The sequence below is a fragment of the Wenzhouxiangella sp. XN24 genome, from assembly GCF_011064545.1.
In the GTDB taxonomy this organism is placed as follows: domain Bacteria; phylum Pseudomonadota; class Gammaproteobacteria; order Steroidobacterales; family XN24; genus XN24.
Genome location: NZ_JAAMFG010000034.1, coordinates 568,313 through 593,402, shown reverse-complemented (window position 1 = coordinate 593,402; position 25,090 = coordinate 568,313). Strand labels below are relative to the sequence as shown.

The window sequence follows — 25,090 nt, the reverse complement described above, 5'->3', positions numbered from 1 at the left end:
GGGGCGATGCCGGCCAGCAGCGAGCATTCCCTGGATTCACGGCGGGGCGGCCTGCGCGTCGGCATCATGGCCGGCGAGGCCTCCGGCGACCTGCTGGGCGCGGGGCTCGTGCACGAGATCCGGCGCCGGTACCCCGATGCGACATTCCATGGCATCGGCGGCCCCGCCATGATCGCGGAAGGCGTAGACAGCTGGGTACCGATGGAGCGCCTGTCCGTGATGGGCCTGGCGGAAGTGATCCGCCACCTGCCCGAGCTGTTGCGGATCCGCAAGCGGCTGGTACGCGGTTTCCAGGCGCTGCAACCCGACGTCGTCATCGGGATCGATTCGCCGGATTTCAACCTGCGCGTCGAGGGCCAGTTGCGCGCCGCCGGCATTCGCACGGTGCACTACGTGAGTCCGTCCATCTGGGCCTGGCGTGCCAGTCGCATCGATGCCATCGGCCGGGCGACGGATCACGTCCTCTGCCTGTTGCCGTTCGAACCCGCGCTGTATGCGGAGAAAGGCATTCCCGCCACCTTCATCGGCCATCCGATGGCCGACACGATTCCGCTCGAGCCGGACCAGGCCGCCAGCCGTGCGGCGCTCGGTATCGTCGATCCTGCCGGCGCGCGTGAGCTGGTTGCGCTGCTGCCGGGCAGCCGCACGGGGGAGGTGGAGCGGCTCGGCGGAGCATTCGCGGCGGCGGCGGCGCTGCTGGCCGCGCGCCACCCCGGGCTGCGCTTCATCGCGCCGATGGCCTCGGCGGCGATCCGGGCTCGTTTCGAGGCCTTGCTGGCCGAGCATGCGCCGGGGCTCCAGGTTGAGCGGGTGGACGGGCGCTCCCGCGAGGTGATGGCCGCGTCCGACCTCGTGCTGCTGGCCTCAGGCACCGCAACGCTGGAAGCCGCCCTGCTGAAGCGACCCATGGTGATGGCCTACCGTGTCGCGCCGTTGACCGCCTGGATGGTCCGGGCGCTGCGACTCATGAAGACGCGGCGCTTCGCGTTGCCCAACGTGCTGGCCGGCGAGGACCTGGTGCCCGAACTGCTCCAGGAGGCGGCCAATCCCGAGCGGATCGCGCGCGAGTTCAGTGCGCTGCTCGGCGATGCCGCCCGTCGCGCGCACGTCGTCACGCGATTCGCCGAGCTGCACGACACCCTGCGCCAGGGCGCCGACCGGCGCGCTGCAGAGGTCGTGTTGCGTCTCGTGAACCGCTGGCCGCCCGACCTCGAGGGCGCGCGTCCATGAGCGGCGAGTTCATTCACCTGCGCGTGCACACGGAATATTCGCTGGCCGACAGCGTGATCCGGGTCCCGCAGCTGCTGGACCGCGTGGCCGAACTCGGCATGCCGGCCGTGGCGGTGACCGACCAGGTCAACCTGTTCGCCATGGTGAAGTTCTATCGGGGGGCGTTGAAGCGCGGCATCAAGCCGCTGGTCGGCGCCGACCTGTGGATCGACGAGCCGGGCGACCCGCGGCATCCGACCCGGCTCGCGGTGCTGTGCCGGGACAACGCGGGCTACCGCAACCTCTGCCGCCTGCTGACGCGGGCCTACCTCGAGGGCCGGCGCCTCGGGCAGGTCCTGCTGTCGCGGGAGTGGTTGACGCCGGAAGCATGCGGCGGGCTAATCGCCCTGTCCGCGGCGCGGGAGGGCGACATCGGGCGCGCGCTCGTGTCGGGACGGCGCGACACGGCGGCGGAGTACCTGGCCTTCTGGCGGGCGAGGTTTCCCGACAGTTTCTACCTCGAGCTCCAGCGCACCGGGCGCGAGGGCGACGAGTTCCACGTCGCCGAGGCCGTGGCCCTCGCGGCGGAGAGCGGCACGCCGGTGGTCGCCAGCAACGATGCGCGCTTCCTGGACAGCACCGACTTCGATGCCCACGAGGCGCGTGTCTGCATCCACCAGGGCCACATGCTGAGCGATCCGCGGCGTCCCCGGGATTACAGCGAGGCGCAATATCTCAAGCCCGCGGCGGAGATGGCGACGTTGTTCTCCGACCTGCCGGAAGCCCTGGAAAACAGCGTGGAGATCGCGCGCCGCTGCAATCTCGAACTGGAACTCGGCCAGACCTTCCTGCCGGACTTCCCGGTCCCGGCCGGCGAGACGGCGGCCAGCCACCTGCGGGCGCTCGCCGGGGCCGCCCTCGCAGAGCGCCTGCCGACGCTGCTCGCGGCCGCGCCCGGTCATGCCGCGGAGGATTACGCGGCGCGTCTCGCGCGCGAACTCGACGTCATCTGCGACATGGGCTTTCCCGGCTACTTCCTCATCGTCGCGGACTTCATTCGCTGGGCGAAGGAGAACGACATTCCCGTGGGGCCGGGTCGCGGTTCCGGGGCCGGCTCGTTGGTCGCATTCGTTCTTGGAATAACTGATTTAGATCCATTACGTTACGACCTTCTCTTCGAGCGATTTCTCAATCCGGAGCGGGTGTCGATGCCGGATTTCGACATCGACTTCTGCATCAACGGCCGCGACCGCGTGATCGACTACGTGGCCCAGCGCTACGGTCGCGACAGCGTGGCGCAGATCATCACCTACGGCAGCATGGCGGCGAAGGCCGTGGTGCGCGACGTGGGCCGGGTGCTCGGGCATCCCTACGGATTCACGGACCGGATCGCCAAGCTGATTCCCTTCGAGGTGGGGATGACGCTCGACAAGGCGCTCGGCCAGGAGCCCGAGCTGAAGCGGCTCTACGAGAACGAGGACGAGGTGCGCGGCCTGATCGAGCTGGCGAGGTCCCTGGAGGGGCTCGCACGCAACGCCGGGCGCCACGCCGGCGGGGTCGTGATCGCGCCCACCGTGCTGACCGACTTCACCCCGCTGTACTGCGAAGAGGGCGGCGGGGCCCCGGTCACCCAGTTCGACAAGGACGACGTGGAGGCCGCCGGGCTCGTCAAGTTCGATTTCCTCGGCCTGCGGACGCTGACGATCATCGATCGCGCCGTCAAGAAAGTGAACCGGCTGCGCAGCGCGGCCGGCGAAGCGCCGCTGGACATGGCCGCGGTGCCGCTCGACGACGTGGCGACCTTCGAGCTGCTGCGGGCCTGTCGCACGACGGCGGTGTTCCAGCTCGAGTCCCGCGGCATGAAAGACCTGGTCAAGCGCCTGCAGCCGGACAGCTTCGACGACATCGTGGCCCTGGTGGCGCTGTTCCGCCCCGGCCCGCTGCAGTCGGGCATGGTGGACGACTACATCAATCGCAAGCACGGTCGCCAGGACGGCCCCATCGATTATTTCCATCCCGAGCTGGCGCCGGTGCTCAAGCCGACCTACGGCGTGATCCTGTACCAGGAGCAGGTGATGCAGATCGCCCAGGTGCTGGCCGGCTACAGCCTCGGCGCCGCCGACCTGCTGCGCCGGGCCATGGGCAAGAAAAAGCCCGAGGAGATGGCCAAGCAACGCTCCATCTTCGTGGACGGGGCGGTGGCGCGCGACGTGGACCGGGGGACGGCGACCCACATCTTCGACCTCATGGAGAAGTTCGCGGGCTACGGCTTCAACAAGAGCCATTCCGCCGCCTACGCCATGTTGTCCTACCAGACGGCCTGGTTGAAGGCGCACTACCCGGAGGCGTTCATGGCCTCGGTGCTGTCCACCGACATGGACCACACCGACAAGATCGTCACCCTGATCGACGAATGCCAGCACATGGAGCTCGCCGTCGAGCCGCCGGACGTCAACGAGTCCGAGCATGCGTTCAACGTGGCCGGCAAAGGTCGCCTGCGCTACGGTCTCGGCGCCATCAAGGGCGTCGGCCAGGGCGCCGTGCAGGCGATCATCAGCGAGCGCGAGCGCGGCGGGCGCTTCGATTCGCTCGCCGCGTTCTGCTCGCGTATCGACCTGCAGCGCGTCAATCGCCGCACCATCGAGGCGCTCATCCGTGCGGGCGCCCTGGACAGCATCGGCCCCAACCGCGCGACCCTCGCCCACCGCCTGCCGGGCGCGCTGGGTCGTGCCGAGCAGAGCGCCCGGGCCGCCGCCGCGGGACAGGACGACCTGTTCGGCATGGCGGCGACACCCGGCCCGGCGGCCGCCTCGCCGACGGACGAGGGGGACCCGTTGCCCGAATGGAGCTCCGCGGAACGGCTGGCCGGCGAGCGCGACACACTGGGCCTGTTCCTGACCGGCCACCCGATCGACGAGGTCGAGACCGACCTCAAGGCCCTGACCAGCGCGCGGATCGCCGAGCTCGCCGCGGATCGGCCGGCGGACGGCGAGCGCGGCTACGGCATGGGCCGGCGCGAAGCGGTGGTGGGCGGCTTGATCGTCGACATCCGGCGACGCGGCAACCGCGTGACGGTGGTGCTCGACGATCGCAGCGGGCGGCTCGAAGTGACGATGTTCGAGGAAACCTACCAGCAGTGCCGGCACGTCATCGCCAAGGACACCATCGTGATCGCCGAGGGCCAGCTGCGCTTCGACGATTTCATCGACGACTGGCGCCTCACCGCGAAGCGCGTGGTCGATCTCGATACGGCCATGCAGGAACGCGGCCGCCGCCTGCTGTTGCGCTGCGAGAAACTCGGCGGCGCGAAGTTCGTCGCCGAGTTGCGGCACGTCCTGCAGCCGTTTTGTGGCGGGCGCTGCCCGGTGATCGTCGTCTACACGGGGTCGCAGGCCGCCGCGCGCCTGCACCTCGGCGAGACCTGGCGGGTGCGGCCGAGCCTCGAACTCGTCCACCAGCTCGGCGCGCTGGTCGGGGGCGCGAACGTGCGACTCGAGTATGGGCTGCCCGCTGATGGTTCGGCGGGAGTATGTTAGCTTTGGCGCCCTGGCCGGCTGCTTTCCGAAGCGTATGAACCTGAATTTCCTGGATTTCGAACAACCCATCGCCGAGCTCGAGGCGAAGATCGACGAGTTGCGCTTCGTCGGCGACGACTCGCAGGTGAACCTGTCGGCCGAGATCAAGCGACTGAAGTCGAAGAGCGACACGCTGACGCGCAGCATTTTCTCCAGTCTCAGCGCCTGGCAGGTGGCGCAGGTGGCGCGCCATCCGCAGCGCCCCTACACGCTCGACTACATCGAGCGGATCTGCACCGATTTCCAGGAACTGCACGGCGACCGCGCGTATGCGGACGACCCGGCCGTCGTCGGCGGGCTCGCGCGCCTCGAGGGGCGGCCCATCGTCATCATCGGCCAGCAGAAAGGCCGCGACACGAAGGCGAAAGTGCACCGCAACTTCGGCATGCCGCGGCCCGAGGGATACCGTAAAGCGCTGCGGCTGATGCACCTCGCGGAGAAGTTCGGCCTGCCCGTGATCACGCTCATCGACACCCCCGGCGCCTATCCCGGCGTCGGCGCCGAGGAGCGCGGCCAAAGCGAGGCGATCGCGCGCAACCTGCTCGAGATGTCCGGCCTCAAGACGCCGATCGTGGCCGTGGTCATCGGCGAGGGCGGGTCCGGCGGGGCGCTGGCGATCGGCGTGGCGGACCGCGTGTTGATGCTCCAGTACAGCATCTACTCCGTGATCTCGCCCGAAGGCTGCGCCTCGATCCTGTGGAAGAGCGCGGAGAAGTCCGCCGACGCGGCCGAGGCCATGGGCATCACGGCGCAGAAATTGCACGAGCTCGGCCTGGTGGACGAAGTGGTGCCCGAGCCGCTCGGCGGCGCGCACCGCGATTTCGATGCCATGGCCGAATCGCTCCGCGGCCGGCTGGTGCAGCACCTCGCGAAGCTCGGCGAGTTGCCGCGCGAGCAGCTGCTGGCGGAGCGCTACGAGCGCCTGGTCGGCTATGGGGATTTCCGCGAGGGTTGATTGGGGTTCGGGCGCAACCTCGCCATCGCCGAACCTATGCTCGTCGACGTCCGCTATTCTTCTCAGTAGCGCCTTTCGACGTGATCGACTGGTAGAGGAGAAAGAGGATGAGAACCTTTATTTCCAGATCGACGTTGTTTGTGTCTCTTCTCGTGTTGTTTTCTTCGGTCGTGGTTGCAGACGAGGTCGTGCACGGCTCGGTGGTGGCAGAGATCAACGAGCACGGCAACCTCGTGATCGTTTTAGATGGCTTCGTCGGTCCCGGGCAACCCGAGGACGGAATAGCTGACACGGTCTTTGTGTTCGCAGCATCGGACGAGGCTGCGCTTAGCCCCCTGGTCAGCCGGCTTTCCGACGCCACGTCAAGGGTGAACATCGACTACAAGCGGGACGCCGAGAGGGCTGTCCTGAAGATCAATGTGCCAGCAACCGTGAATTACTGGCTGGTCGTGGATGCGATCGCTGATGGGTCCGGATCCCTTGGCAAGTCGCCGGCTGGATCGCCAACCATGCTGGCCGGATTGGCGTTGTCCAGGGTGGACGTTACCGCCAAGGCATGGACGATGGATGATGCGATCGAGGATTATCGCGATTTCGACATCCTCGCTCCCGGCCCAGATCGCAGCGAGTAAGCGCCCTGGGTACGCACTTCGGCGTCGTGCCCCTTTTTCAGTGGCAGAATGGCTGCGGTGTCGCACCTTCATCCTGCATCCCTCTGGTCCGCCCTGGCCGCCGCCGACTCGCGGGCCGGCTCGCGGCCCCTGTGCGTCGCCCTGAGCGGGGGGCTCGACTCGACGGTGTTGCTCGAAGCGCTGTGCCGGGTCCGTGACCGGCTGCCGGCGGATGGCCTGCGGGCGATTCACGTGCACCACGGCCTGCATGCGGACGCCGATGCCTGGACGCGGCATTGCGAAGCGCTGTGCGCTCGCCTGGGCGTGACGCTGTCGGTGCTGCGGGCGGATGCCCGGCCCGCGCGCGGCGAGAGCCCCGAGGCCAGGGCCCGCGACGTGCGTTATGCCGCGCTCGCGGAAGCACTCGCGCCGGGCGAGGCGCTGCTGACGGCTCACCATGCCGACGACCAGCTTGAGACGGTGCTGATCCAGCTGTTGCGAGGCGCCGGGGTGGCCGGCCTGGCCGCCATGCCGGCGGCCGCAGCCTTTGGTCCTGGCTTGCACCTGCGGCCGCTGCTCGGCTTCACGCGGGCCGAGCTGGTCGAGTGGGCGGCGCGCGAAGGGCTCTCGGGCTGGCTCCGTGATCCCGCCAACGAGGAACTGCGCTACGCCCGGAATCACCTGCGCAGCGAGGTGCTGCCGGCGTTGCGCGCGCACTGGCCGGGGGCGGCGGCCGCAGTCGGGCGCAGCGCGCGCCACTGTGCCGAGGCCGCCGGCCTGCTGGAGGACCTCGCGGCGCTGGATGCGGCGACGAGCGTGGCGGGCGAGGCGATCCGCGTGTCGGCCCTGCGGGGCCTGTCCCCGGCGCGGCGGCGCAACCTGGTGCGCTGGCAGGCGCGCCGGCTGGGCCTGGCGGTGCCCGACGAAAGCCGCCTGGCGACCCTGCTGGAGCAGGTGCTGGAGGCGGCACCCGATGCCCGGCCGCAGGTCGAGTGGGGCGAGGTCGTCGCCCTGCGCCACGCGGACCTGCTCTGGCTTGCGCCGGCCTCGTCCTTGCCGCCGCCCGCGAAAGACATCGACTGGCCGGACCCGCGCGCGCCGCTGGCGCTCGGTACGGGCCTCGGGCATCTCGCGCTGGCACCCAGCAACCGGGGCGGGCTGGGGGAGGCGGCCCTGGTTGCCGGGCCGTGGCGGGTGGTGCCCCGGCGCGGCGGCGAGCGCCTGGCCCTGCCGGGTCGGACGGGACACCGCGCGCTGAAGAAACTGCTGCAACAACAGGGCATGCCGCCGTGGATCCGCGCGCGCCTGCCGCTGCTGGAAATCGGCGGGCAGCTCGCCGCAGTGGGCGGTCTCTGGGTGGACACGGCTTTCTGGGCGCCGCCGGGCGAGCCCGCCTGGCGACTCGAGTGGACCGGTTCCGCTCTGCCCGGGCACGAGACTTTCGTTGTCGGCGGGCGGGGCTTCTGCTAGTCTGACTTCCCGTCGTTTCCACGCGCCGACGGCGCGCCATTCTTCCCTGAACGGCGGTATTTTTGATGACCCGTTACGTCTTCGTCACCGGTGGTGTCGTTTCCTCGCTTGGAAAAGGCATCGCCTCCGCGTCCCTCGGCGCAATCCTCGAGGCGCGTGGCCTCAAGGTCAGCATGATCAAGCTGGATCCCTACATCAACGTGGATCCCGGCACCATGAGCCCGTTCCAGCATGGCGAGGTGTTCGTCACCCAGGACGGCACCGAGACCGACCTCGATCTCGGCCATTACGAGCGCTTCGTGCGCACCACCACGTCGCGCCACAGCAACTACACGACGGGACGGATCTACCAGAACGTCATCGCCAAGGAACGCCGCGGCGAGTACCTCGGCGCGACGGTGCAGGTCATCCCGCACATCACCGACGAGATCAAGCGCAGCGTGCGCGCCGGGGCCGGCGACGCCGACGTCTGCATGGTGGAGATCGGCGGCACGGTCGGCGACATCGAATCGCTGCCCTTTCTCGAGGCGATCCGCCAGATGGGCTCGGAACTCGGGCGCGACCGGGTCGCCTACATGCACCTGACGCTCGTGCCCTACATCGCGACTTCGGGCGAGATCAAGACCAAGCCGACCCAGCACTCGGTGAAGGAGCTGCGCAGCATCGGCATCCAGCCCGACGTGCTGTTGTGCCGCGCCGACCGGCCCCTGCCGGCCGACCAGCGCCGCAAGATCGCGCTGTTCACCAACGTCGAAGAGAAGGCCGTCATCTCGGCGGTGGATGCCGACGACATCTACAAGATCCCGTTGCTGCTGAAAGCCGAGCATCTCGACCAGATCATCTGTGACAAGCTGCGCATCGAGGCGCCCGAGGCGGACCTGTCGGAGTGGCAGGCGGTGGTCGATGCGAAGGCCGATCCGCTGCACCACGTCGACATCGCCATGGTCGGCAAGTACGTCGATTTCCAGGACTCGTACCTGTCGCTGAACGAGGCGCTGATCCACGCGGGCATTCACACCCGCACTAAGGTCAAGATCCACTTCGTCGACGCCGAGCATATCGAGCGCGACGGGGACACGCGCTGTCTCGAGGGCATGGACGCGATCCTGGTGCCCGGGGGGTTCGGCGATCGCGGCATCGAGGGCAAGATCGCGGCGGCCCGCTACGCCCGCGAGCACGGCGTGCCCTATCTCGGCATCTGCCTCGGCCTGCAGATCGCCGTGATCGAATATGCGCGCCACGTGGCCGGCCTCGAGGGCGCCCACAGCACCGAGTTCCACCGCGACACGCCGCACCCGGTGATCGCGCTGATCACGGAATGGATGGACCGCAGCGGCGAAGTCGAGAAGCGCGACGAGGCGTCCGATCTCGGCGGCTCGATGCGTCTCGGCGGCCAGGAATGCGTGCTCGCGCCGGGCAGCCGCGTCGCCGAGGCCTACGGGGCAGGCAGGGTCATCGAGCGCCATCGTCACCGCTACGAGTTCAACAACAACTACCGCGCCGCGCTGGAGGAGGCGGGCCTGGTCATGTCCGGCTGGTCGCTCGACGGGCTGTGCGAGATGATCGAGCTCCCCGACCATCCGTGGTTCATCGCCTGCCAGTTCCACCCGGAATTCACCTCGAACCCGCGCGACGGGCATCCCCTGTTCACGGGCTTCATCGCGGCCGCGCATGCGCGTCGCCAGTACACCGGCTACGAGGTGGCCCGGGCATGAAGCTGTGCGGCTTCGAGGCGGGGATAGACCAACCGTTGTTCCTCATTGCCGGACCCTGCGTGATCGAGAGCCGCGAGCTCGCGATGGAGACCGCGGGGCGCCTGCAGGAGATCACCGGGCGGCTCGGCGTGCCGTTCATCTACAAGTCCTCTTTCGACAAGGCCAACCGCTCCTCGATCGGCAGCTTCCGCGGCCCCGGCGTGGCCGAGGGCCTGAAGATTCTCGAGGCGGTGAAGCGCGAACTGGGCGTGCCGGTATTGACCGACGTGCATGAGGACACGCCGCTGGCGGAGGTCGCGGCGGTCGTGGACGTCCTGCAGACGCCCGCCTTCCTGTGCCGGCAGACTAACTTCATCGTCGCCGCGTGTTCGCAGGGCCGGCCCGTCAACATCAAGAAAGGCCAGTTCCTCTCGCCCTGGGAAATGGGCAACGTGGTGGACAAGGCGCGTTCCACCGGCAACGAGCAGATCATGGTCTGCGAGCGCGGCTTCACCTTCGGCTACAACAACCTGGTGTCGGACATGCGCGCGCTGGCCGTGATGCGGGACACGGGTGCGCCGGTGGTGTTCGACGCCACGCACTCGGTGCAGCTGCCCGGCGGCAAGGGCTCGGCTTCCGGCGGGCAGCGCGAGTTCGTTCCCGTGCTCGCGCGTGCGGCGGTGGCGGCGGGGGTGGCCGGCCTGTTCATGGAGACGCACCCGGACCCGGCGCACGCCTTGTCCGACGGCCCGAATGCCTGGCCGCTCGACAGGCTCGAGGGCCTGCTCGAAACGCTGCGACAACTGGACGCGGCCGTGAAATCGCGGCCCTTCGACGAGACCGACATCAGCTGAACGCCGGCCGGCGCCGGGCCTCCCGGCCGCCGCCCGTCGCATCCCCGGAGACAAGGAAGACATGGCGAAAATCACAGAAGTACGCGCCCGCGAGATCCTCGATTCCCGCGGCAATCCCACCGTGGAGGCCGACGTGACGCTCGAGGGCGGCTACCTGGGGCGCGCGGGCGTGCCCTCGGGTGCGTCCACCGGCGTGCGCGAAGCGGTGGAGTTGCGCGACGGCGACAAGTCACGCTATCTCGGCAAGGGCGTGCGCAAGGCGGTGGCCAACGTCAACGTCGAGATCCGCGAGGCCGTGCAGGGCATGGATGCTGCGGACCAGGTAGCCCTCGACCACCGGCTGATCGAGCTGGACGGCACCGAGAACAAGCACCGCCTCGGCGCCAACGCGCTGCTGGCCGTGTCGCTGGCGGCCGCCCGCGCCTCGGCGATCGCCAGCGGTCAATCGCTGTTTCGTTACCTGCACGACGACGGCGATTTCTCGATGCCCGTACCGATGATGAACATCATCAACGGCGGCTCGCACGCCGACAACAACGTGGACATCCAGGAATTCATGATCATGCCGGTCGGCGCGCCGAGCTTCTCGGAGGCACTGCGTCACGGGGCGGAGATCTTCCATGCACTGAAGGCGGTCCTGCATGGCCGGGGGCTGGCCACGTCGGTCGGCGACGAAGGCGGATTCGCGCCGAACCTGCCGTCCAACGAGGCGGCGCTGGAGACGATCCTGGAGGCCATCGAGCAGGCAGGCTTCAAGGCCGGCGCCGACATCGTGCTGGCGCTGGACGTGGCCAGCTCCGAGTTTCATGCGGACGGCGTCTACCGGCTCGCTTCCGAGAACCGGGAGTTCGCCGCGGCCGGGTTCTGCGACTACCTCGAGGGGCTGGTGGCGAGCTACCCGATCGTGTCGATCGAGGACGGCATGGCCGAGGACGACTGGGACGGCTGGAAGCTGCTCACGGAGCGTCTCGGCAAGCGCGTGCAACTCGTCGGCGACGACCTGTTCGTCACCAACACGAAGATCCTCGCGCGCGGCATCGAGGAGGGCATCGCCAATTCCATCCTCATCAAGGTGAACCAGATCGGCACGCTGACGGAGACACTCGAGGCGATCCGCATGGCCGAGCAGGGCGGCTTCAGCGCCGTCGTCTCGCATCGCTCCGGCGAAACCGAGGACAGCACGATCGCCGACATCGCCGTCGCGACCACGGCCACGCAGATCAAGACCGGCTCGCTGTCGCGTTCGGACCGGGTGGCGAAGTACAACCAGCTGCTCAGGATCGAGGAAGAGCTCGGCGCCTCGGCGCGCTATCCCGGCCGCGCGGCCCTGCCGCTCAGTTCGGGCTGAGCGGCACGCGAGGCCACGCGTGCGGGTCGTGCTGCTCCTGTTGTTGCTGTTGCTGGCAGTGTTGCAGGCCCGACTCTGGATCGCCGACGACGGCTATCGCGCCGCCTGGCGCCTCTCGGACCAGGTCGCGTCCCAGGCGCGCGAGAACGCCATGCTCGTGGAGCGGAACCGCGCCCTGAAAGCCGAAGTGGCCGATCTCAAGACGGGGCTGGACGCCGTCGAGGAGATCGCGCGCAGCGAACTCGGCATGATCCGCGAGGGCGAGACGCTCTACCAGGTGGTCGAGCCCGACACGTCCGCGGAGCGCGATTGATGGCGCGCGCCTGGGCGGTGGTCCCGGCCGCGGGGAGCGGACGCAGGATGGGCGCCGAAGTGGCCAAGCAGTATCTCCCCTTGTGCGGCCGGCCGGTGCTGGCGCATGCCCTGGCGCCTTTGTCCGCCTGCGAGCGGATCGCCGCGGTCGTGCTCGTGGTGGCGCCCGGTGATGAGCGCTGGGCGGGGATCGTCAGTCCGGGCGAGCGGATGATCGTCGCCGCCGGCGGGGCCGAGCGATGTCATTCCGTGCTCGCGGGGCTGGAGGCGCTGGTGGGCCGCGCCGCCGAGGACGACTGGGTGCTGGTGCACGATGCGGCGCGGCCGTGCCTGTCGGGCGAAGAGCTCGGGCGGCTTTTCGATGCACTGGAAGACGATGCCGTGGGCGGACTCCTGGCGACGCCGCTGGCCGACACCCTGAAGACGGCGGACGAGGCCGGCCGGGTGGCGAAAACGCTGCCGCGCGAGGGCCTGTGGCGTGCGCTGACACCGCAGATGTTCCGCTTCGGCCTGTTGCACGAGGCGCTGGCAGCGGCCGTCGCCGCCGGAGTGCTCGTGACGGACGAAGCGGCGGCGATGGAACATGCCGGGTATCGGCCGGCGCTCGTGCCCGGTCATGCCGCCAATATCAAGATCACCGGTCCCGAGGACCTGGCGCTGGCCGCCGCGGTGTTGCGCGGCCGCGAGGAGGAACGATGCGCATAGGCCATGGCTTCGACGTGCATGCTTTCGGGCCCGGCGACCACGTCATGATCGGCGGGGTGCGGATAGCGCACGAGCGGGGCGTCGTGGCGCACTCGGACGGTGACGTCGCCCTGCACGCCCTGTGCGACGCGCTGCTGGGCGCTGCCGGGCTCGGCGACATCGGCGGCATGTTCCCCGACACGGATCCGCGCTGGGCCGGGGCGGACAGCCTCGAGCTGTTGCGCCAGGTCGTGACCCGGCTGGGCACGGCAGGCCTGCGCGTCGGAAACGCAGACATCACGGTCATCGCCCAGGCGCCCCGGATCGCGCCTCATCTCGAGTCGATGCGGACCCGCATCGCCACGGTGCTCGGGGTTTCCGTAGGGCAGGTGAATATCAAGGCCACCACCACCGAGCGGCTGGGTTACATCGGCCGCGGCGAGGGCCTGGCGGCGCATGCGGTCGTGCTGCTGCAGGAAGCCGCTTGAGCACGACGGAATTCGATCCCTGGAGCGACCTGCCGGCCGCCCTCGGGGGCGTCGTCGGCCGCGGACGGATCCGGGCGCGTGACGAGGACTTCATCGTCGAGGAAGAACTGGGTTTCGCACCGACGGGCGAGGGTGAGCACCTGTTCCTGAAGTTGCGCCAGACTGGCTGCAACACCGACTGGGTGGCCGGCCGGCTGGCGCGCTGGGGCGGGCGCCCCCGCAACGACGTCGGCTATGCCGGGCTCAAGGATCGCCATGCCGTCACGGAGCAATGGTTCAGCGTGCGCTTCCCCGGCGGCCGTCATCCGGCGCTCGAGGCGCTGGAGATTCCCGGCGTGGAGTGCCTGGCGGCCGTGCCGCACAACCGCAAGCTCAAGCGCGGCGCCTTGACGGGCAACCGCTTTCGGCTGCGCGTCACCGGACTCGAGGCGGATCCCGCATTGCTCGAGGCGCGGCTGGCCGAGGTCGGGCGAGCGGGGGTGCCCAACGCCTTCGGGCCGCAGCGTTTCGGCCGGGAACGCGGCAACCTGCGTCTCGCGGCCGAGTGGTTCTCGGGCGGGCGCGAGCCGCGCCGCGCCGAACGCGGCTTCGCCCTGTCGGCAGCCCGCTCGCTGCTGTTCAACGCCGTGCTGGCCGAACGCATCGCTGCGGGAACCTGGAATCGTGCGGCGCCCGGCGATCCGGTGGGACTCGACGGCAGCGGCAGCTGGTTCATCGCGGCAGACGACGACCCCGCGCTGGCCGCGCGCCTGGATGCGCTCGACGTGCACCCGACGGGCCCCCTGTGGGGCCGCGGGATGCCGCCCGGCCACGGTCCGGGGAGCGAGCTGGAGGCGGCCGTCGCCGGGCGTTTCCCGGTGTATGCAGGCGGGCTTGCGGCGGCGGGCCTCGAGCAGGAACGGCGTGCGCTCCGGCTGCGGGTCCGCGCACTCGAGTGGCGACGCACGCCAGACCTACTGGAATTGTCCTTCGGGCTGCCCGCCGGGGCTTATGCGACCGCGGTGCTGCGCGAGATCCTGGACACCGACTGAAAGAGCGAGTGGCTGAGCACCCCGAGAGGAACCACGCATGACCCAGTTCGTCCCCAGGGACCCCGATTTCGACGCCCGCGTACGGACCAGCTTCGCGCGCCAGCGGCTCATGCAGACCCTCGGCGTGCGCCTGTTGCGCGTGGCACCCGGCGAGTGCGACATGGAGATGCCGTTCGCCGCGGCCTTCACGCAGCAGCACGGCTTTCTGCACGCCGGGACACTGACCTCGGTGGTGGACAGCGCCTGCGGCTACGCCGCCCTGAGCCTGATGGCGCCGGGCGCCGCGGTCATGTCGGTCGAATTCAAGGTGAACCTGATGGCGCCCGCGGCCGGCGAACGGCTGCTGGCGCGGGGCCGGGTCGTGCGCAGCGGTCGTACGCTGACGATCGTCGCCGGGGAGGGCTTCATGTGCAGCGGTGACGACGAGCGCCACGTGTTCACGATGCTGGGCACCATGATGGCCGTCGAAGGTCGTGCCGGGATCGCCGACTGACACCGCGATCAGGAGAGCAGGACGTAGATCGCGCCCGTGCCGCCGTCCACGGGGCGGGCCGAACAGTAGGCAAGCACGTCGTCGCGGACCTGCAGCCACTTGCCGATCTTGCGCTTGAGGACCGGGCCGCGGTGGCCCGAGCGCCGTCCCTTGCCGTGGATCACGCGAACGCAGCGGGCGCCGGAAAAGCCCGCCTCGGCGAGGAACTCGTACAGCGCGGCACGCGCCTCGACCGCGGTGAGGCCGTGCAGGTCGATCTCCTCGCGCACGCTGAACTCGCCCCGCCGCAGCTTGCGAAACACGGGCAGCCCCACCGAGGGGCGGCGAAAGCTCAGGTCTTCCCCGGTGTCGTCGACGCCTTCCGGGTCCACCGCCATGCTCTCGGCGAGCACCTGCGCCTCGTCTGCGCGCCTGAAGCGCGCGCGCGGCAGCGGGGCAGGCGGCGTCACCGGCGCTTCGCGTGGCGGCAACGGGCGCACGCCTTCCACGGCCTTGCGGAACAATTCGCGGTCGTCATCGCTTGGCGTCATCGCTGGTTCCTCCCGAGGCTCATCGGTATAGTAATTGCATCTCTCCGGACCGGTTGTCCACTCCTTGAAAATCCTGCTCTCAAATGACGACGGCTATCGGGCCGAGGGTTTGCGGTGTCTCGCCGAGCACCTGCGCGACGTGGCCGACATCGTCATCGTGGCGCCGGAGCGCAATTGCAGCGGCGCCAGCAATTCGCTGACGCTCGAGCAGCCGCTGCGCCTCACCGAAGTCGGCCCCGACTCTTTCTTCGTCAACGGCACGCCGACGGATTGCGTGCACCTGGCGTTGACCGGGTTGCTCGACGAGGAACCCGACATGGTGATCTCGGGGATCAACGACGGCGCGAACCTCGGCGACGACGTGATCTACTCGGGCACCGTCGCCGCGGCCATGGAGGGTCGCTTCCTGGGCCTGCCGACCATCGCGATCTCCATGGTGTGCCGGGAAGGCCGGCTGTTCGAGACGGCCGGCCGCGTGGCGCGGGAACTGGTGAGCCGCGTGCAGGAGCACCCGCTGCCGCCGAACACGATCCTCAACGTGAACGTGCCGGACCGTACTTTCGACGCGCTGGAAGGCTTTGCCGCGACCCGGCTCGGCTACCGGCACAAGGCCGAACCGGTGGTGCGCGGCACGGACCCGCGGGGACGGCCGCTGTTCTGGGTGGGCTTCGCCGGTGCGGGGCAGGACGCCGGCCCGGGCACGGATTTCCACGCCATCGAATCGGGCCAGGTCTCCGTCACGCCGCTCAAGGTCGACCTGACGAAGCACGAAGACGTCGGCCGCATCGAGAAGTGGCTGGGGAGTCCGCGCCGTTGATCGACCGGCTGGATCAGCACGGCATCGGCATGACCTCGGCACGCACGCGCGACCGGCTGGTGGCGCGTCTCAAGGAGCGCGGCATCACGGATCCGCGGGTGCTCGAGCGCATCCGCAGCGTGCCGCGCCACCTGTTCGTGGACGAGGCGCTGGCGAGCCGGGCCTACGAGGACACGGCCCTGCCGATCGGTCTCGGCCAGACGATTTCCCAGCCCTATGTCGTCGCCCGCATGACCGAGGCGCTGGTGGCGGAGCCGCTCCCGGAAAAAGTGCTGGAGATCGGCACCGGCTGCGGTTACCAGACGGCCGTGCTGGCGGGGATCGTGTCGCAGGTCTACAGCATCGAGCGCCTGGCGCCGCTGTTGCGCCGCGCGCGCCCCCTGATGGGATCGCTCGACCTCTACAACGTGCACCTGCGACACGGTGACGGCTTCAAGGGCTGGAACAAGCACGCGCCGTACGGCGGCATCCTCGTCACGGCGGCGCCCGAAGAAGTGCCCCCGGTGCTGCTCGAGCAGCTGGGCGAAGGCGGTCGCCTGATCGTTCCGGTCGGGCCGCGGGGCCGGCAGGAACTGATGGAGATCACGCGGACCGGCGATACCTTCGAGCGGCGCAGCCTGGGGCTGGTCAGTTTCGTTCCCCTGTTGGGCGGCACCGCCTGATGCGCCTGTTCGGCCCGCTCTATGACCGCGTGCTGCGCTGGGCGGGGCATCCGCACGCGCGCTGGTACCTCGGCACGCTGAGCTTCGCGGAGTCCAGTTTTTTCCCGATCCCGCCGGACGTCATGCTGGCGCCCATGACGCTCGCGCGTCCCGTCGATGCCTGGCGCCTCGCGCTGCTGACCACGGTCACCTCGGTGGCCGGCGGCATGTTCGGCTACCTGATCGGTTATTTTGCCCTGGAGCTCATCGAGCCCTGGCTGGTTTCCGCCGGCTACTGGGAGGGCTACCTCCAGGCGCGCGACTGGTTCGAGACCTGGGGCTTCTGGGCCATCCTCGCCGCAGGGTTCTCGCCGATCCCATACAAGGTCTTCACCGTGGCCGGCGGTGCGCTCAGCATGTTCCTGCCCGCTTTCGTGCTGGCCTCCCTCGTCGGCCGCGGCGGACGGTTTTTTCTCGTCGCCGGGCTGATCCGCTGGGGCGGGGCGCCCATGCAAGCCCAGCTGCGGCGCCACGTGGAATTCCTCGGGTGGCTGCTGGTCGGGCTGTTGTTGATCGCGTGGTTCCTGGTCCAGGCCTGACCCGGCTGGCGGCCGTCGTGGGCCTGGCCCTGGTCCTGGCCGGCTGCGCCGCATTGACCCGCTGGGATCCTCCGGACGTGCACGTCGTGCAGCGTGGCGACACGCTTTTCCAGATCGCTTTCAAGCACCGCCTGGACTGGCGCGACGTGGCCGCGTGGAACGGGCTCGGCAATGCGCACCGGATCTATCCCGGCCAGGAGTTGCGCCTGTCGCCGCCCGGTGGCGCCCGGGCCTCCAGGCCCGCTGCGGGGTCGGCGACAGCGCCGTCACGGCCGGCTTCGAACTCCGCCACCACAGCCCGCCGACCCGCGGGAGCGGCGGCGAGCGTCCCGCGCGGCCCGGCGCCGGCATGGGGCTGGCCGGTGCGCGGTCCGTTGCTGTGGCGTTTCGGCGAAAGTCGGCGGAATCCCACGGGAATCGGCATCGGCGGCACCGAGGGAGCCGAGGTCCGGGCAGCAGCCGACGGCGAGGTGGTCTATAGTGGAAGTGGACTTATCGGCTATGGTCAGCTTATTATTGTCCAACATAGTGATACATTTTTGAGTGCCTACGGTTACAACGAGACGCTCAAGGTATCCGAGGGGGAGCGCGTGAAGTCGGGCCAGGTGATTGCCCTGATGGGTCGAGGACCTGCCGACGTGCCGCTGCTGCATTTCGAGATCAGAGTAGAGGGAAAACCAGCAGATCCGGTACGATTCCTGCCTTCGCAGTGACGCGAGCCCCCATCAAGCCACGTTCCGTAGACCCTTACGGAGGGCCAGAATGGGAAACACGACCAAGAAGGATACGGGTCGTCGCGGCGCCGCAGCGCGCCAATCTACGACGGCGACCATGGCGGACACGCCGGAACTCACGGAAGAGACCGAAACCGGCGCGCCCCGCGCGCAAGGCACCGCCAGAAGCAAAACCGGTCGCAATGACGAGCGCATGTCTGCGGGCGAAGGCGCCGCACCCGATGCGACCCGGCTTTATCTCTCGGAGATCGGCTTCTCTCCGCTGCTCACCGCCGAAGAGGAAGTCTATTTCGCCCGGCGGGCGCGCCGCGGCGACGAAGCCGCGCGCAAGCGCATGATCGAGAGCAACCTGCGGCTCGTCGTGAAGATCGCGCGCAGGTACCTCAACCGCGGCCTGCCACTGCTCGACGTCATCGAGGAAGGCAATCTCGGGCTGATGCACGCGGTCACGAAATTCGATCCGGAAAAGGGTTTCCGCTTCTCGACCTATGCGACCTGGTGGATCCGCCAGACCATCGAGCGGGCGATCATGAACCAGACCCGGACCATCCGGTTGCCGATCCACGTCGTGAAGGAGATCAACGTCTATCTCCGTACGGCGAGGCGCCTGACGCAGGAGCTCGATCGGCAACCCAGCGTCGACGAGATCGCGGACGACCTCGGTCGCGATCCGGCGGACGTCGATCGGATGCTGGGCCTGCATGAACGACAGGTCATGAGCGGCAGCGTGCTCAGCCACGACGGCGAACGCAGCGTGTTCGATCTCATCCCGGACGAGGACGACACCGAGCCGGCCGAGGTCTGCCAGGAGGACGACGTCCATAACGCGGTGGAGCATTGGCTGGACCGCCTGAGCGACAAGCAGCGGGCCGTCGTCGAGCGCCGTTTCGGCTTGCACGGTCACCAGCGGGCGACGCTGGAGCAGGTGGGCGCGGAGATCGGCGTCACCCGCGAACGGGTCCGGCAGATCCAGATGGACGCCCTGTCGCGCTTGCGCAGCTTCATGGAGAACCAGGGGCTCTCGCAGGACGCCTTGCTGGACTAGCGCCTGCCCCGCGCTGCGGAGACGCGGGGCGACCGCGCCGCAACGGCCGGGCGCCGCGCTGATCGTCAGGAGAGGATCAGCGCGGCGACCACCGGACGTTCCTCGGTGACCAGCACGTTGTACGTCCGGCAGGCCGCGGCGGTGTCCATGACTTCCAGTCCGATGTCGCGCGCGGCGAGGGCGGCGTACAGCGCGGATTCAGGGAAGCGAATCTGCGCGCCCGTGCCGAGGATCAGGATCTCCGGATCCATCTGCAGTGCGGGTGCAAGCGCCTCGAGATCGAGGGTCGCGACGTCCGTCGCCGCCCAGTCGGCAAACAGCGCGCTCGCGCTCAGGATCAGGCTGCTGCCGAAAAACCGCTCGCCGACATGAATGCCGTCCCGGGTGAGTCCCGTGACGAGGTTGGCTGTGGGATGATTGTCGAGTGTGAATCTCATGCCGCTACGATAACCAAATTCGGACGCACGACAAGGCGCTTGCGAGGAACGTGTTTACTCTCCTGGTTCCCGGTATCGAATCCGGCCGGCCCGCCGGTGCGCCGCGCCTGCCGGCGCTGGAACGCCTGCTCGCCCGGGGGCGACGTTTTCCGCTGGACGATGACCCATGGACTGCCCTGGCCCGTCTTGGCGGCGCCGCGCCGGGCCGCTTTCCGGTCGGGCCGGTGAGCGCACTGGCCGAGTTGCCTGCGAAGGCGCATGCCTGCCTGCGCGTCGAGCCGCTGGGCGCGCAGGCGGAGCAACAGGGCATGCTCCGCCTGCCGGCCGCCGCCCTCGGGATCAGCATGGACGAAGCGGGTGCGCTGGCCGCGGCTTTCGGCGAACTGTTCGCGGCGGACGGTCTGCGCCTCGAGGCTGTCACGCCCGAACGCTGGTACCTGTGCATCGACGCGGCGCGCTGGAGCGCGCTGCAATGGCGTGGCTTCGGTGGCCCGGCCCGTTCGCTGGCGGAACAGGCGCGCCCGGCGCCACCGGAGCCGGCTTTGCGGCTGTTGTTGTCGGAAGTCGAAATGCTGTTCCACGCGCATCCCGTCAACGAGGCGCGGCGCGCACAGGGCGAGGCGACGATCGCCGGCCTGCATCCCTGGGGCGGCGGCCTGGTGGGCGGTGGCGACGCCGAAACCGAAGCCGAAGCCGCAGCCGAAGCCGATAGCGATGCCTATAACGACGCCGATAACGACGCCGATAACGACGCCGACAACGACGCCGACAACGACGCCCGCGCAGCGAGCCCGGTTCGTTCCGGCGTCGCGCCGGAGTCGTCCTTTGCGACTGCGACTGCGACTGCGCCTGCGCCGACGCCGGGAGAACCTTATCTCGCCGGTCTCGGCCGGCTCGGCGTCATCGGGGGCGCGCAAGGCCCGCGCTACACGTCCGGAGCCGCGCCCGGTGGTTTCGCCTGGCCCGTTGCGGCGGAATCCGTCGGCACGGCGCCGTGGGAGGCGGTGGAAACGGACTGGGCGGCGCCCCTGCTGGCGGCGCTGCTGCGCGGCGGCGTGAGCGGGATCCGCCTCGTCACGGGCCGTGCCATCCACGAGACGAGTCGCTTCGCCGCACTGCGTTTCTGGCGCCGGCCCCGTCCGGTGCACGAGCTGTGCTGAGCCGGCGCCCCATCCACCGGCGGGCCGCGGATCCCGCGGCCGTGACGGCTTTGAGCGGAGCCGGCGGGGTGCTGGCGCGGCTCTACGCGGCCCGCGGCGTCCGCAGCGTGGCGGAGCTCGATCTCGGCCTGGCCGCCCTGGCGCCGATCGGCAGCCTCGACGGCATCGAAGCGGCCGTGGCGTTGCTGGCGCGCCACCTCGGCGCCGGGAACAGGATCCTGGTGGTCGGCGACTTCGACGCCGACGGCGCGACCAGCACGGCGTTGCTGGTGCGCGTGCTGCGCGCGCTCGGCGGGACCGTGGCTTATCTCGTGCCGGATCGCTTCGTACACGGCTACGGCCTCAGCCCGGACCTCGTGCGTGATGCCGCGGCGCACGAGCCCGCGCTGCTGGTCACGGTGGACAGCGGCATCAACTGTCACGCCGGCGTCGCACTGGCACGGCAAATGGGCATGGACGTGCTCGTGACCGATCATCACCTCCCTGGCGCCTCCCTCCCGGACGCTACGGCGATCGTCAATCCGGCGCTGCCCGGCCAGGGCTTCCCGAGCCGCTGCCTCGCGGGGGTCGGCGTCGCGTTCTACGTGGCGGCCGCGCTGGGGAGAGAACTGGGCGCGGATCGCGGCCTGGTGCCGGGACTGCTCGACCTGGTGGCGCTGGGTACCGTGGCCGACCTGGTGCCGCTCGACCGGAACAACCGCATCCTCGTCGAGCACGGCCTCCGGCGCATCCGCGCCGGCGCCTGCCGGCCGGGGATCACGGCGCTGCTCACGGCGGGCAAGCGTGATCCGCGCCTGGCCGTCACCACCGATCTCGCCTTCGCCGCCGGCCCGCGACTGAATGCGGCGGGGCGGCTGGACGACATGTCGGTGGGGATCGAGTGCCTGCTGAGCGACGACCCCGGGCGGGCCGGCGAACTGGCCGAACTGTTGTCGAGCCTGAACGAGGAGCGCAAGGAAATCGAGGCGCGCATGCAACAGGAGGCGCTCAAGGCCATTGCCGGGCTCGAGCCCGGGACGGGCGCGCTGCCGCCGGTGTTGTGCGTGCATCGCCCGGGCTGGCACAGCGGCGTGGTGGGGCTCGTCGCCGCCCGCCTGAAGGAGCGTTATCACCGGCCGGCCGTCGCGTTCGCCGCGGACGAGGGCGGGCTGCTGAAAGGCTCGGCGCGCTCCGTGCCCGGATTGCATATTCGCGATGCCCTCGCCGATGTCGACGCGCGTCATCCGGGACTGATCGAGCGTTTCGGCGGGCATGCGATGGCCGCGGGACTGAGCATGGCGCCGGAGGGTCTCGCAACCTTCCGCGCCGCCCTGGCCGCCGAAGTCACGGCACGGCTCGAGCCAGGCGTCCTCGACGGCGCCATCCTGTCGGACGGCGAGTTGCCTGAAGAGGCTTTCGGCCTGGCGACCGCCGAGCTGCTGCGCGACGCGGCGCCCTGGGGCCAGGGTTTCCCCGAGCCGCTGTTCGACGGGATCTTCGAATTGCTGGAGGCGCGGGTGGTGGGTCTCGATCATCTCAAGCTGCGGCTGCGCACCGCCGGCGGGCGACGCACGCTCGACGGCATCGCGTTCCGCCAGGCGGAGCGTCTCGGCGCGGCCCGGCCGGCGCATGTGCGCCTCGCCTATCGCCTCGGCGTCAACGACTATGCCGGCGTCCGTTCCGCGCAGCTCGTCATCGATTACCTCGAGCCCGCCTGACCGGCGTGCTGCGGGCGTCTAAGCGCCGGCGAGCCTGCCGCCCATGCTAAGCTTTCCGGCTGGATCACCTGCCGCGATTGACCGTCGAACATGGAAATCTCACCCCTGCGCCAGCAACTGGCCGATCTCTCCTCCAGGGCGGATGCCCTGAGGAGGTATCTTTGACTACCCGAACAAGCGCGAAAGGCTCGAGGAAGTCCGGCGCGAGCTGGAAAACCCGGCCATCTGGAGCCAGCCGGAGCAAGCCCAGGCGCTGGGCCGGGAACGCGCCCGGCTCGAGGGTGTCGTGGACGTGCTCGATGCGCTCGCCGAGGGGCTGACAGACGCGACCGAACTGTTGGACCTCGCCGCCGAGGAGGACGACGAGGCGACGGCCGCAGGTATCGCGGCGGATGCCGACGGCCTGGAAAAGAAGATCGAGGAACTGGAATTCCAGCGGATGTTTTCCGGCCCGATGGACGCCAGCAACGCCTTCGTCGACATCAATGCGGGCCAGGGCGGCACGGAGGCGCAGGACTGGGCCGAGATGCTGCTCCGGATGTACCTGCGCTGGATCGAGGCGCACGATTTCTCCGCCGAGATCATCGAGGCTTCCGCAGGCGAGGTGGCGGGGATCAAGAGCGCCACCGTGCTGGTGACGGGGCCTTACGCCTACGGCTGGCTGCGCACCGAAACCGGCATCCATCGGCTGGTGCGCAAGTCGCCCTTCGATTCCGGCAACCGGCGTCACACCAGTTTTGCCGGCGTGTTCGTCTCCCCGGAAGTCGACGACGAGGTGGACATCGACATCAATCCGGCGGACTTGCGCATCGACGTCTACCGCGCCAGCGGCGCCGGCGGCCAGCATGTGAACCGGACGGAGTCCGCGGTGCGTATTACCCACCTGCCGACCAACACGGTCGTGCAGTGCCAGAACGACCGCAGCCAGCACAAGAACAAGGCCACCGCCATGAAGCAGCTCAAGGCGAAGCTCTACGAGCTGGAGATGCAGGAGCGGCGCGCCAAGGCCCAGGCGGTCGAGGACACCAAGTCCGATATCGCCTGGGGGCACCAGATCCGCAGCTACGTGCTCGACCAGTCCCGCATCAAGGACCTGCGCACCGGCGTCGAGGTCGGCAACACCCAGGCCGTGCTGAACGGCGACCTGGACCAGTTCATCGAGGCCAGCCTGAAGCAGGGCCTGTAAGTCGGCGACGGGGAGTCACCATGTCCGAGCAGCCAGAGCACGCACTGATCGCGGAGCGCCGCCGCAAGCTGGAAGCGCAGCGCGAGGCCGGTGAGGCCTACGCCAACGATTTTCGCCGCAATGCGCTGGCGGGCGATCTCCACCTCGCGTTCGGCGAGCACGAGGCCGAGACGCTGGAGAGCGAAGGCATTCCGGTCGCGGTGGCCGGGCGCATGATGGCCAAGCGCGTGATGGGCAAGGCGAGCTTCGCGCGCCTCGAGGACATGAGCGGCGCGATCCAGCTGTTCATGCAGCGCGATGCACTGCCGGAAGGAGTCTACGCCGCCTTCAAGACCTGGGACCTCGGCGACCTGATCGGGGTGGAGGGCACGCTGTTCAAGACCCGGACCGGCGAGTTGTCGGTGAAAGTGAGCCGCGCGCGCCTTCTGTCGAAGTGCCTGCGCCCGCTGCCGGAGAAATATCACGGCCTCGCCGACACCGAAACGCGCTACCGGCAGCGCTATCTCGACCTGGTCATGAACGAGGACAGCAGGGCGGTGTTCAGGCTCCGTTCGCGCATGGTGACTTTCATGCGCCGCTATCTCGATGCACAGGGATTTCTCGAGGTGGAAACCCCCATGATGCAGCCGATCCCGGGCGGTGCGAATGCCCGACCCTTCGTCACGCATCACAATGCGCTCGGCATCGACATGTACCTGCGCATCGCGCCGGAACTCTATCTCAAGCGCCTCGTGGTCGGAGGGTTCGAGCGCGTCTACGAGATCAATCGCAACTTCCGCAACGAGGGGCTCTCGACCCGGCACAACCCCGAGTTCACGATGCTCGAGCTGTACCAGGCCTGGGTGGACCAGGTGGCGATGATGGACATCGCGGAACACCTGTTGCGGTCCATGGCCGAGGCGCTGCTCGGCACGCTGAAGCTGGCATCGCAGGGCGTGGAAGTGGACCTCGAGCCCGCTTTCCGCCGCGTGGCGCTCGAGACGCTCGTGCTGGAGGCGAACCCGGGACTGGATGCGGCGCGCAGCCGCGACGTGGACCACCTGCGAGAGATCGCGGCGCAGCTCGACATGCACGTCGAGCCGGGCTGGGGCGCCGGCAAGCTGCTGCTGGAGCTGTTCGAGAAGACGGTGGAGCCGGACCTGCAGCAGCCGACTTTCGTCACGGGTTATCCGCTGGAGGTTTCCCCGCTCGCGCGGTGTCGCGACACGGACCCGTTCCTGACCGACCGCTTCGAGTTGTTCATCGCGGGACGGGAACTCGCCAACGGTTTCTCCGAGCTCAACGATCCCGAGGAACAGGCCGCACGCTTCAGGGCGCAGGTCGCGCAGAAGAGCGCCGGTGACGAGGAGGCGATGTTCTATGACGCCGACTACGTGCGCGCCCTCGAGTACGGCATGCCGCCGGCCGGCGGGCTGGGCATCGGCGTGGACCGCCTGGTGATGCTCTACGCGGACCAGCCGTCCATTCGCGACGTGCTGTTGTTCCCGCAGATGCGGCCGGAAGAGCCTCCCGCAGGTTAG

At 69.2% G+C, this 25,090-nt stretch carries 24 protein-coding genes; 22 read left to right on the top strand and 2 right to left on the bottom strand.

The annotated features are described in order from the left end of the window. Positions 1-6: 6 nt before the first annotated feature. The 13 genes from lpxB (at position 7) to G6032_RS10425 (ending at position 14,724) form a co-directional block, all read left to right on the top strand. A complete protein-coding gene (lpxB, locus tag G6032_RS10485; protein WP_206211913.1) occupies positions 7-1,230 on the top strand; it encodes a lipid-A-disaccharide synthase in 1,224 nt (407 codons plus the stop codon). After that, positions 1,227-4,745, top strand: coding sequence for a DNA polymerase III subunit alpha (dnaE, locus tag G6032_RS10480; protein ID WP_165282061.1), 3,519 nt, complete (start codon positions 1,227-1,229; stop codon positions 4,743-4,745). Before lpxB ends, dnaE begins: the two co-directional genes overlap by 4 nt. Before the next feature lie 34 nt (positions 4,746-4,779). Beyond that, on the top strand, positions 4,780-5,739 hold the full coding sequence (locus G6032_RS10475; RefSeq protein ID WP_165282060.1) for an acetyl-CoA carboxylase carboxyltransferase subunit alpha: 960 nt from the start codon (positions 4,780-4,782) through the stop codon (positions 5,737-5,739). A gap of 107 nt (positions 5,740-5,846) precedes the next feature. After that, entirely contained in the window at positions 5,847-6,371 is a 525-nt protein-coding gene (locus tag G6032_RS10470) for a hypothetical protein (RefSeq protein WP_165282059.1), read from the top strand. 57 nt (positions 6,372-6,428) lie between these two features. Next, the gene (gene tilS, locus G6032_RS10465; protein WP_165282058.1) at positions 6,429-7,820 is read left to right on the top strand and encodes a tRNA lysidine(34) synthetase TilS; all 1,392 of its coding nucleotides are present in this window, start codon (positions 6,429-6,431) and stop codon (positions 7,818-7,820) included. Between the two features lie 65 nt (positions 7,821-7,885). Beyond that, positions 7,886-9,535 (top strand): CTP synthase, encoded by a 1,650-nt coding sequence (locus G6032_RS10460; RefSeq protein ID WP_165282057.1) that lies wholly within the window; start codon positions 7,886-7,888, stop codon positions 9,533-9,535. Then, entirely contained in the window at positions 9,532-10,368 is an 837-nt protein-coding gene (kdsA, locus tag G6032_RS10455) for a 3-deoxy-8-phosphooctulonate synthase (RefSeq protein ID WP_165282056.1), read from the top strand. The genes G6032_RS10460 and kdsA overlap by 4 nt, the downstream gene beginning before the upstream one ends. Positions 10,369-10,429: 61 nt before the next feature. After that, positions 10,430-11,716, top strand: coding sequence for a phosphopyruvate hydratase (gene eno, locus G6032_RS10450; protein WP_165282055.1), 1,287 nt, complete (start codon positions 10,430-10,432; stop codon positions 11,714-11,716). 19 nt (positions 11,717-11,735) lie between these two features. Continuing rightward, a complete protein-coding gene (gene ftsB, locus G6032_RS10445) occupies positions 11,736-12,029 on the top strand; it encodes a cell division protein FtsB (protein ID WP_165282054.1) in 294 nt (97 codons plus the stop codon). Beyond that, complete coding sequence (gene ispD / locus G6032_RS10440) at positions 12,026-12,733, top strand: 2-C-methyl-D-erythritol 4-phosphate cytidylyltransferase (protein ID WP_165282053.1); 708 nt, start codon at positions 12,026-12,028, stop codon at positions 12,731-12,733. The genes ftsB and ispD overlap by 4 nt, the downstream gene beginning before the upstream one ends. After that, the gene (gene ispF / locus G6032_RS10435; RefSeq protein WP_165282052.1) at positions 12,724-13,200 is read left to right on the top strand and encodes a 2-C-methyl-D-erythritol 2,4-cyclodiphosphate synthase; all 477 of its coding nucleotides are present in this window, start codon (positions 12,724-12,726) and stop codon (positions 13,198-13,200) included. The genes ispD and ispF overlap by 10 nt, the downstream gene beginning before the upstream one ends. Beyond that, the gene (truD, locus tag G6032_RS10430; protein ID WP_240902113.1) at positions 13,197-14,231 is read left to right on the top strand and encodes a tRNA pseudouridine(13) synthase TruD; all 1,035 of its coding nucleotides are present in this window, start codon (positions 13,197-13,199) and stop codon (positions 14,229-14,231) included. Before ispF ends, truD begins: the two co-directional genes overlap by 4 nt. A 37-nt stretch (positions 14,232-14,268) precedes the next feature. Then, complete coding sequence (locus G6032_RS10425) at positions 14,269-14,724, top strand: PaaI family thioesterase (RefSeq protein ID WP_165282051.1); 456 nt, start codon at positions 14,269-14,271, stop codon at positions 14,722-14,724. Positions 14,725-14,732: 8 nt separating this feature from the next. Here G6032_RS10425 and G6032_RS10420 read toward each other — a convergent pair whose 3' ends face one another. Then, a complete protein-coding gene (locus G6032_RS10420; protein ID WP_165282050.1) occupies positions 14,733-15,254 on the bottom strand; it encodes a Smr/MutS family protein in 522 nt (173 codons plus the stop codon). A 64-nt stretch (positions 15,255-15,318) separates the two neighbouring features. Between G6032_RS10420 and surE the strand changes: the two genes are divergently transcribed. From surE to rpoS, 5 genes are read left to right on the top strand one after another with little or no spacing between them, the layout of a single operon-like run. Then, positions 15,319-16,071: a 5'/3'-nucleotidase SurE gene (gene surE, locus G6032_RS10415; RefSeq protein WP_165282049.1), complete on the top strand. Its 753-nt coding sequence runs from the start codon at positions 15,319-15,321 to the stop codon at positions 16,069-16,071. Between the two features lie 29 nt (positions 16,072-16,100). After that, a complete protein-coding gene (locus G6032_RS10410; protein ID WP_165282194.1) occupies positions 16,101-16,733 on the top strand; it encodes a protein-L-isoaspartate(D-aspartate) O-methyltransferase in 633 nt (210 codons plus the stop codon). Next, on the top strand, positions 16,733-17,311 hold the full coding sequence (locus tag G6032_RS10405; protein ID WP_165282048.1) for a YqaA family protein: 579 nt from the start codon (positions 16,733-16,735) through the stop codon (positions 17,309-17,311). Before G6032_RS10410 ends, G6032_RS10405 begins: the two co-directional genes overlap by 1 nt. 17 nt (positions 17,312-17,328) lie before the next feature. Beyond that, positions 17,329-18,024 (top strand): peptidoglycan DD-metalloendopeptidase family protein, encoded by a 696-nt coding sequence (locus G6032_RS10400; RefSeq protein ID WP_346763797.1) that lies wholly within the window; start codon positions 17,329-17,331, stop codon positions 18,022-18,024. A 49-nt stretch (positions 18,025-18,073) separates the two neighbouring features. After that, a complete protein-coding gene (gene rpoS, locus G6032_RS10395; protein ID WP_165282047.1) occupies positions 18,074-19,090 on the top strand; it encodes an RNA polymerase sigma factor RpoS in 1,017 nt (338 codons plus the stop codon). Between the two features lie 65 nt (positions 19,091-19,155). Here rpoS and G6032_RS10390 read toward each other — a convergent pair whose 3' ends face one another. Next, a complete protein-coding gene (locus G6032_RS10390; protein WP_165282046.1) occupies positions 19,156-19,527 on the bottom strand; it encodes an MTH938/NDUFAF3 family protein in 372 nt (123 codons plus the stop codon). Between the two features lie 50 nt (positions 19,528-19,577). Between G6032_RS10390 and G6032_RS10385 the strand changes: the two genes are divergently transcribed. The 4 genes from G6032_RS10385 (at position 19,578) to lysS (ending at position 25,090) form a co-directional block, all read left to right on the top strand. Further along, positions 19,578-20,687, top strand: coding sequence for a hypothetical protein (locus G6032_RS10385; RefSeq protein WP_165282045.1), 1,110 nt, complete (start codon positions 19,578-19,580; stop codon positions 20,685-20,687). 41 nt (positions 20,688-20,728) lie between these two features. Next, on the top strand, positions 20,729-22,384 hold the full coding sequence (recJ, locus tag G6032_RS10380; protein ID WP_346763796.1) for a single-stranded-DNA-specific exonuclease RecJ: 1,656 nt from the start codon (positions 20,729-20,731) through the stop codon (positions 22,382-22,384). Between the two features lie 90 nt (positions 22,385-22,474). Further along, a protein-coding gene (prfB, locus tag G6032_RS10375; RefSeq protein ID WP_165282044.1) for a peptide chain release factor 2 occupies positions 22,475-23,570 on the top strand; the annotation gives its coding sequence in 2 pieces (ribosomal slippage) (positions 22,475-22,546 and positions 22,548-23,570; 1,095 coding nt in all). Between the two features lie 20 nt (positions 23,571-23,590). Further along, on the top strand, positions 23,591-25,090 hold the full coding sequence (lysS, locus tag G6032_RS10370) for a lysine--tRNA ligase (protein ID WP_165282043.1): 1,500 nt from the start codon (positions 23,591-23,593) through the stop codon (positions 25,088-25,090).

Coding starts and splice junctions, on each gene's coding strand:
- eno (WP_165282055.1), top strand. CDS start 10,430: ATGGCGAAAATCACAGAAGTACGCGCCCGCGAGATCCTCGATTCCCGC.
- G6032_RS10420 (WP_165282050.1), bottom strand. CDS start 15,254: ATGACGCCAAGCGATGACGACCGCGAATTGTTCCGCAAGGCCGTGGAA.
- ispF (WP_165282052.1), top strand. CDS start 12,724: ATGCGCATAGGCCATGGCTTCGACGTGCATGCTTTCGGGCCCGGCGAC.
- G6032_RS10390 (WP_165282046.1), bottom strand. CDS start 19,527: ATGAGATTCACACTCGACAATCATCCCACAGCCAACCTCGTCACGGGA.
- G6032_RS10460 (WP_165282057.1), top strand. CDS start 7,886: ATGACCCGTTACGTCTTCGTCACCGGTGGTGTCGTTTCCTCGCTTGGA.
- kdsA (WP_165282056.1), top strand. CDS start 9,532: ATGAAGCTGTGCGGCTTCGAGGCGGGGATAGACCAACCGTTGTTCCTC.
- lysS (WP_165282043.1), top strand. CDS start 23,591: ATGTCCGAGCAGCCAGAGCACGCACTGATCGCGGAGCGCCGCCGCAAG.
- lpxB (WP_206211913.1), top strand. CDS start 7: ATGCCGGCCAGCAGCGAGCATTCCCTGGATTCACGGCGGGGCGGCCTG.
- G6032_RS10470 (WP_165282059.1), top strand. CDS start 5,847: ATGAGAACCTTTATTTCCAGATCGACGTTGTTTGTGTCTCTTCTCGTG.
- G6032_RS10425 (WP_165282051.1), top strand. CDS start 14,269: ATGACCCAGTTCGTCCCCAGGGACCCCGATTTCGACGCCCGCGTACGG.
- G6032_RS10475 (WP_165282060.1), top strand. CDS start 4,780: ATGAACCTGAATTTCCTGGATTTCGAACAACCCATCGCCGAGCTCGAG.
- dnaE (WP_165282061.1), top strand. CDS start 1,227: ATGAGCGGCGAGTTCATTCACCTGCGCGTGCACACGGAATATTCGCTG.
- rpoS (WP_165282047.1), top strand. CDS start 18,074: ATGGGAAACACGACCAAGAAGGATACGGGTCGTCGCGGCGCCGCAGCG.
- G6032_RS10405 (WP_165282048.1), top strand. CDS start 16,733: ATGCGCCTGTTCGGCCCGCTCTATGACCGCGTGCTGCGCTGGGCGGGG.
- G6032_RS10410 (WP_165282194.1), top strand. CDS start 16,101: ATGACCTCGGCACGCACGCGCGACCGGCTGGTGGCGCGTCTCAAGGAG.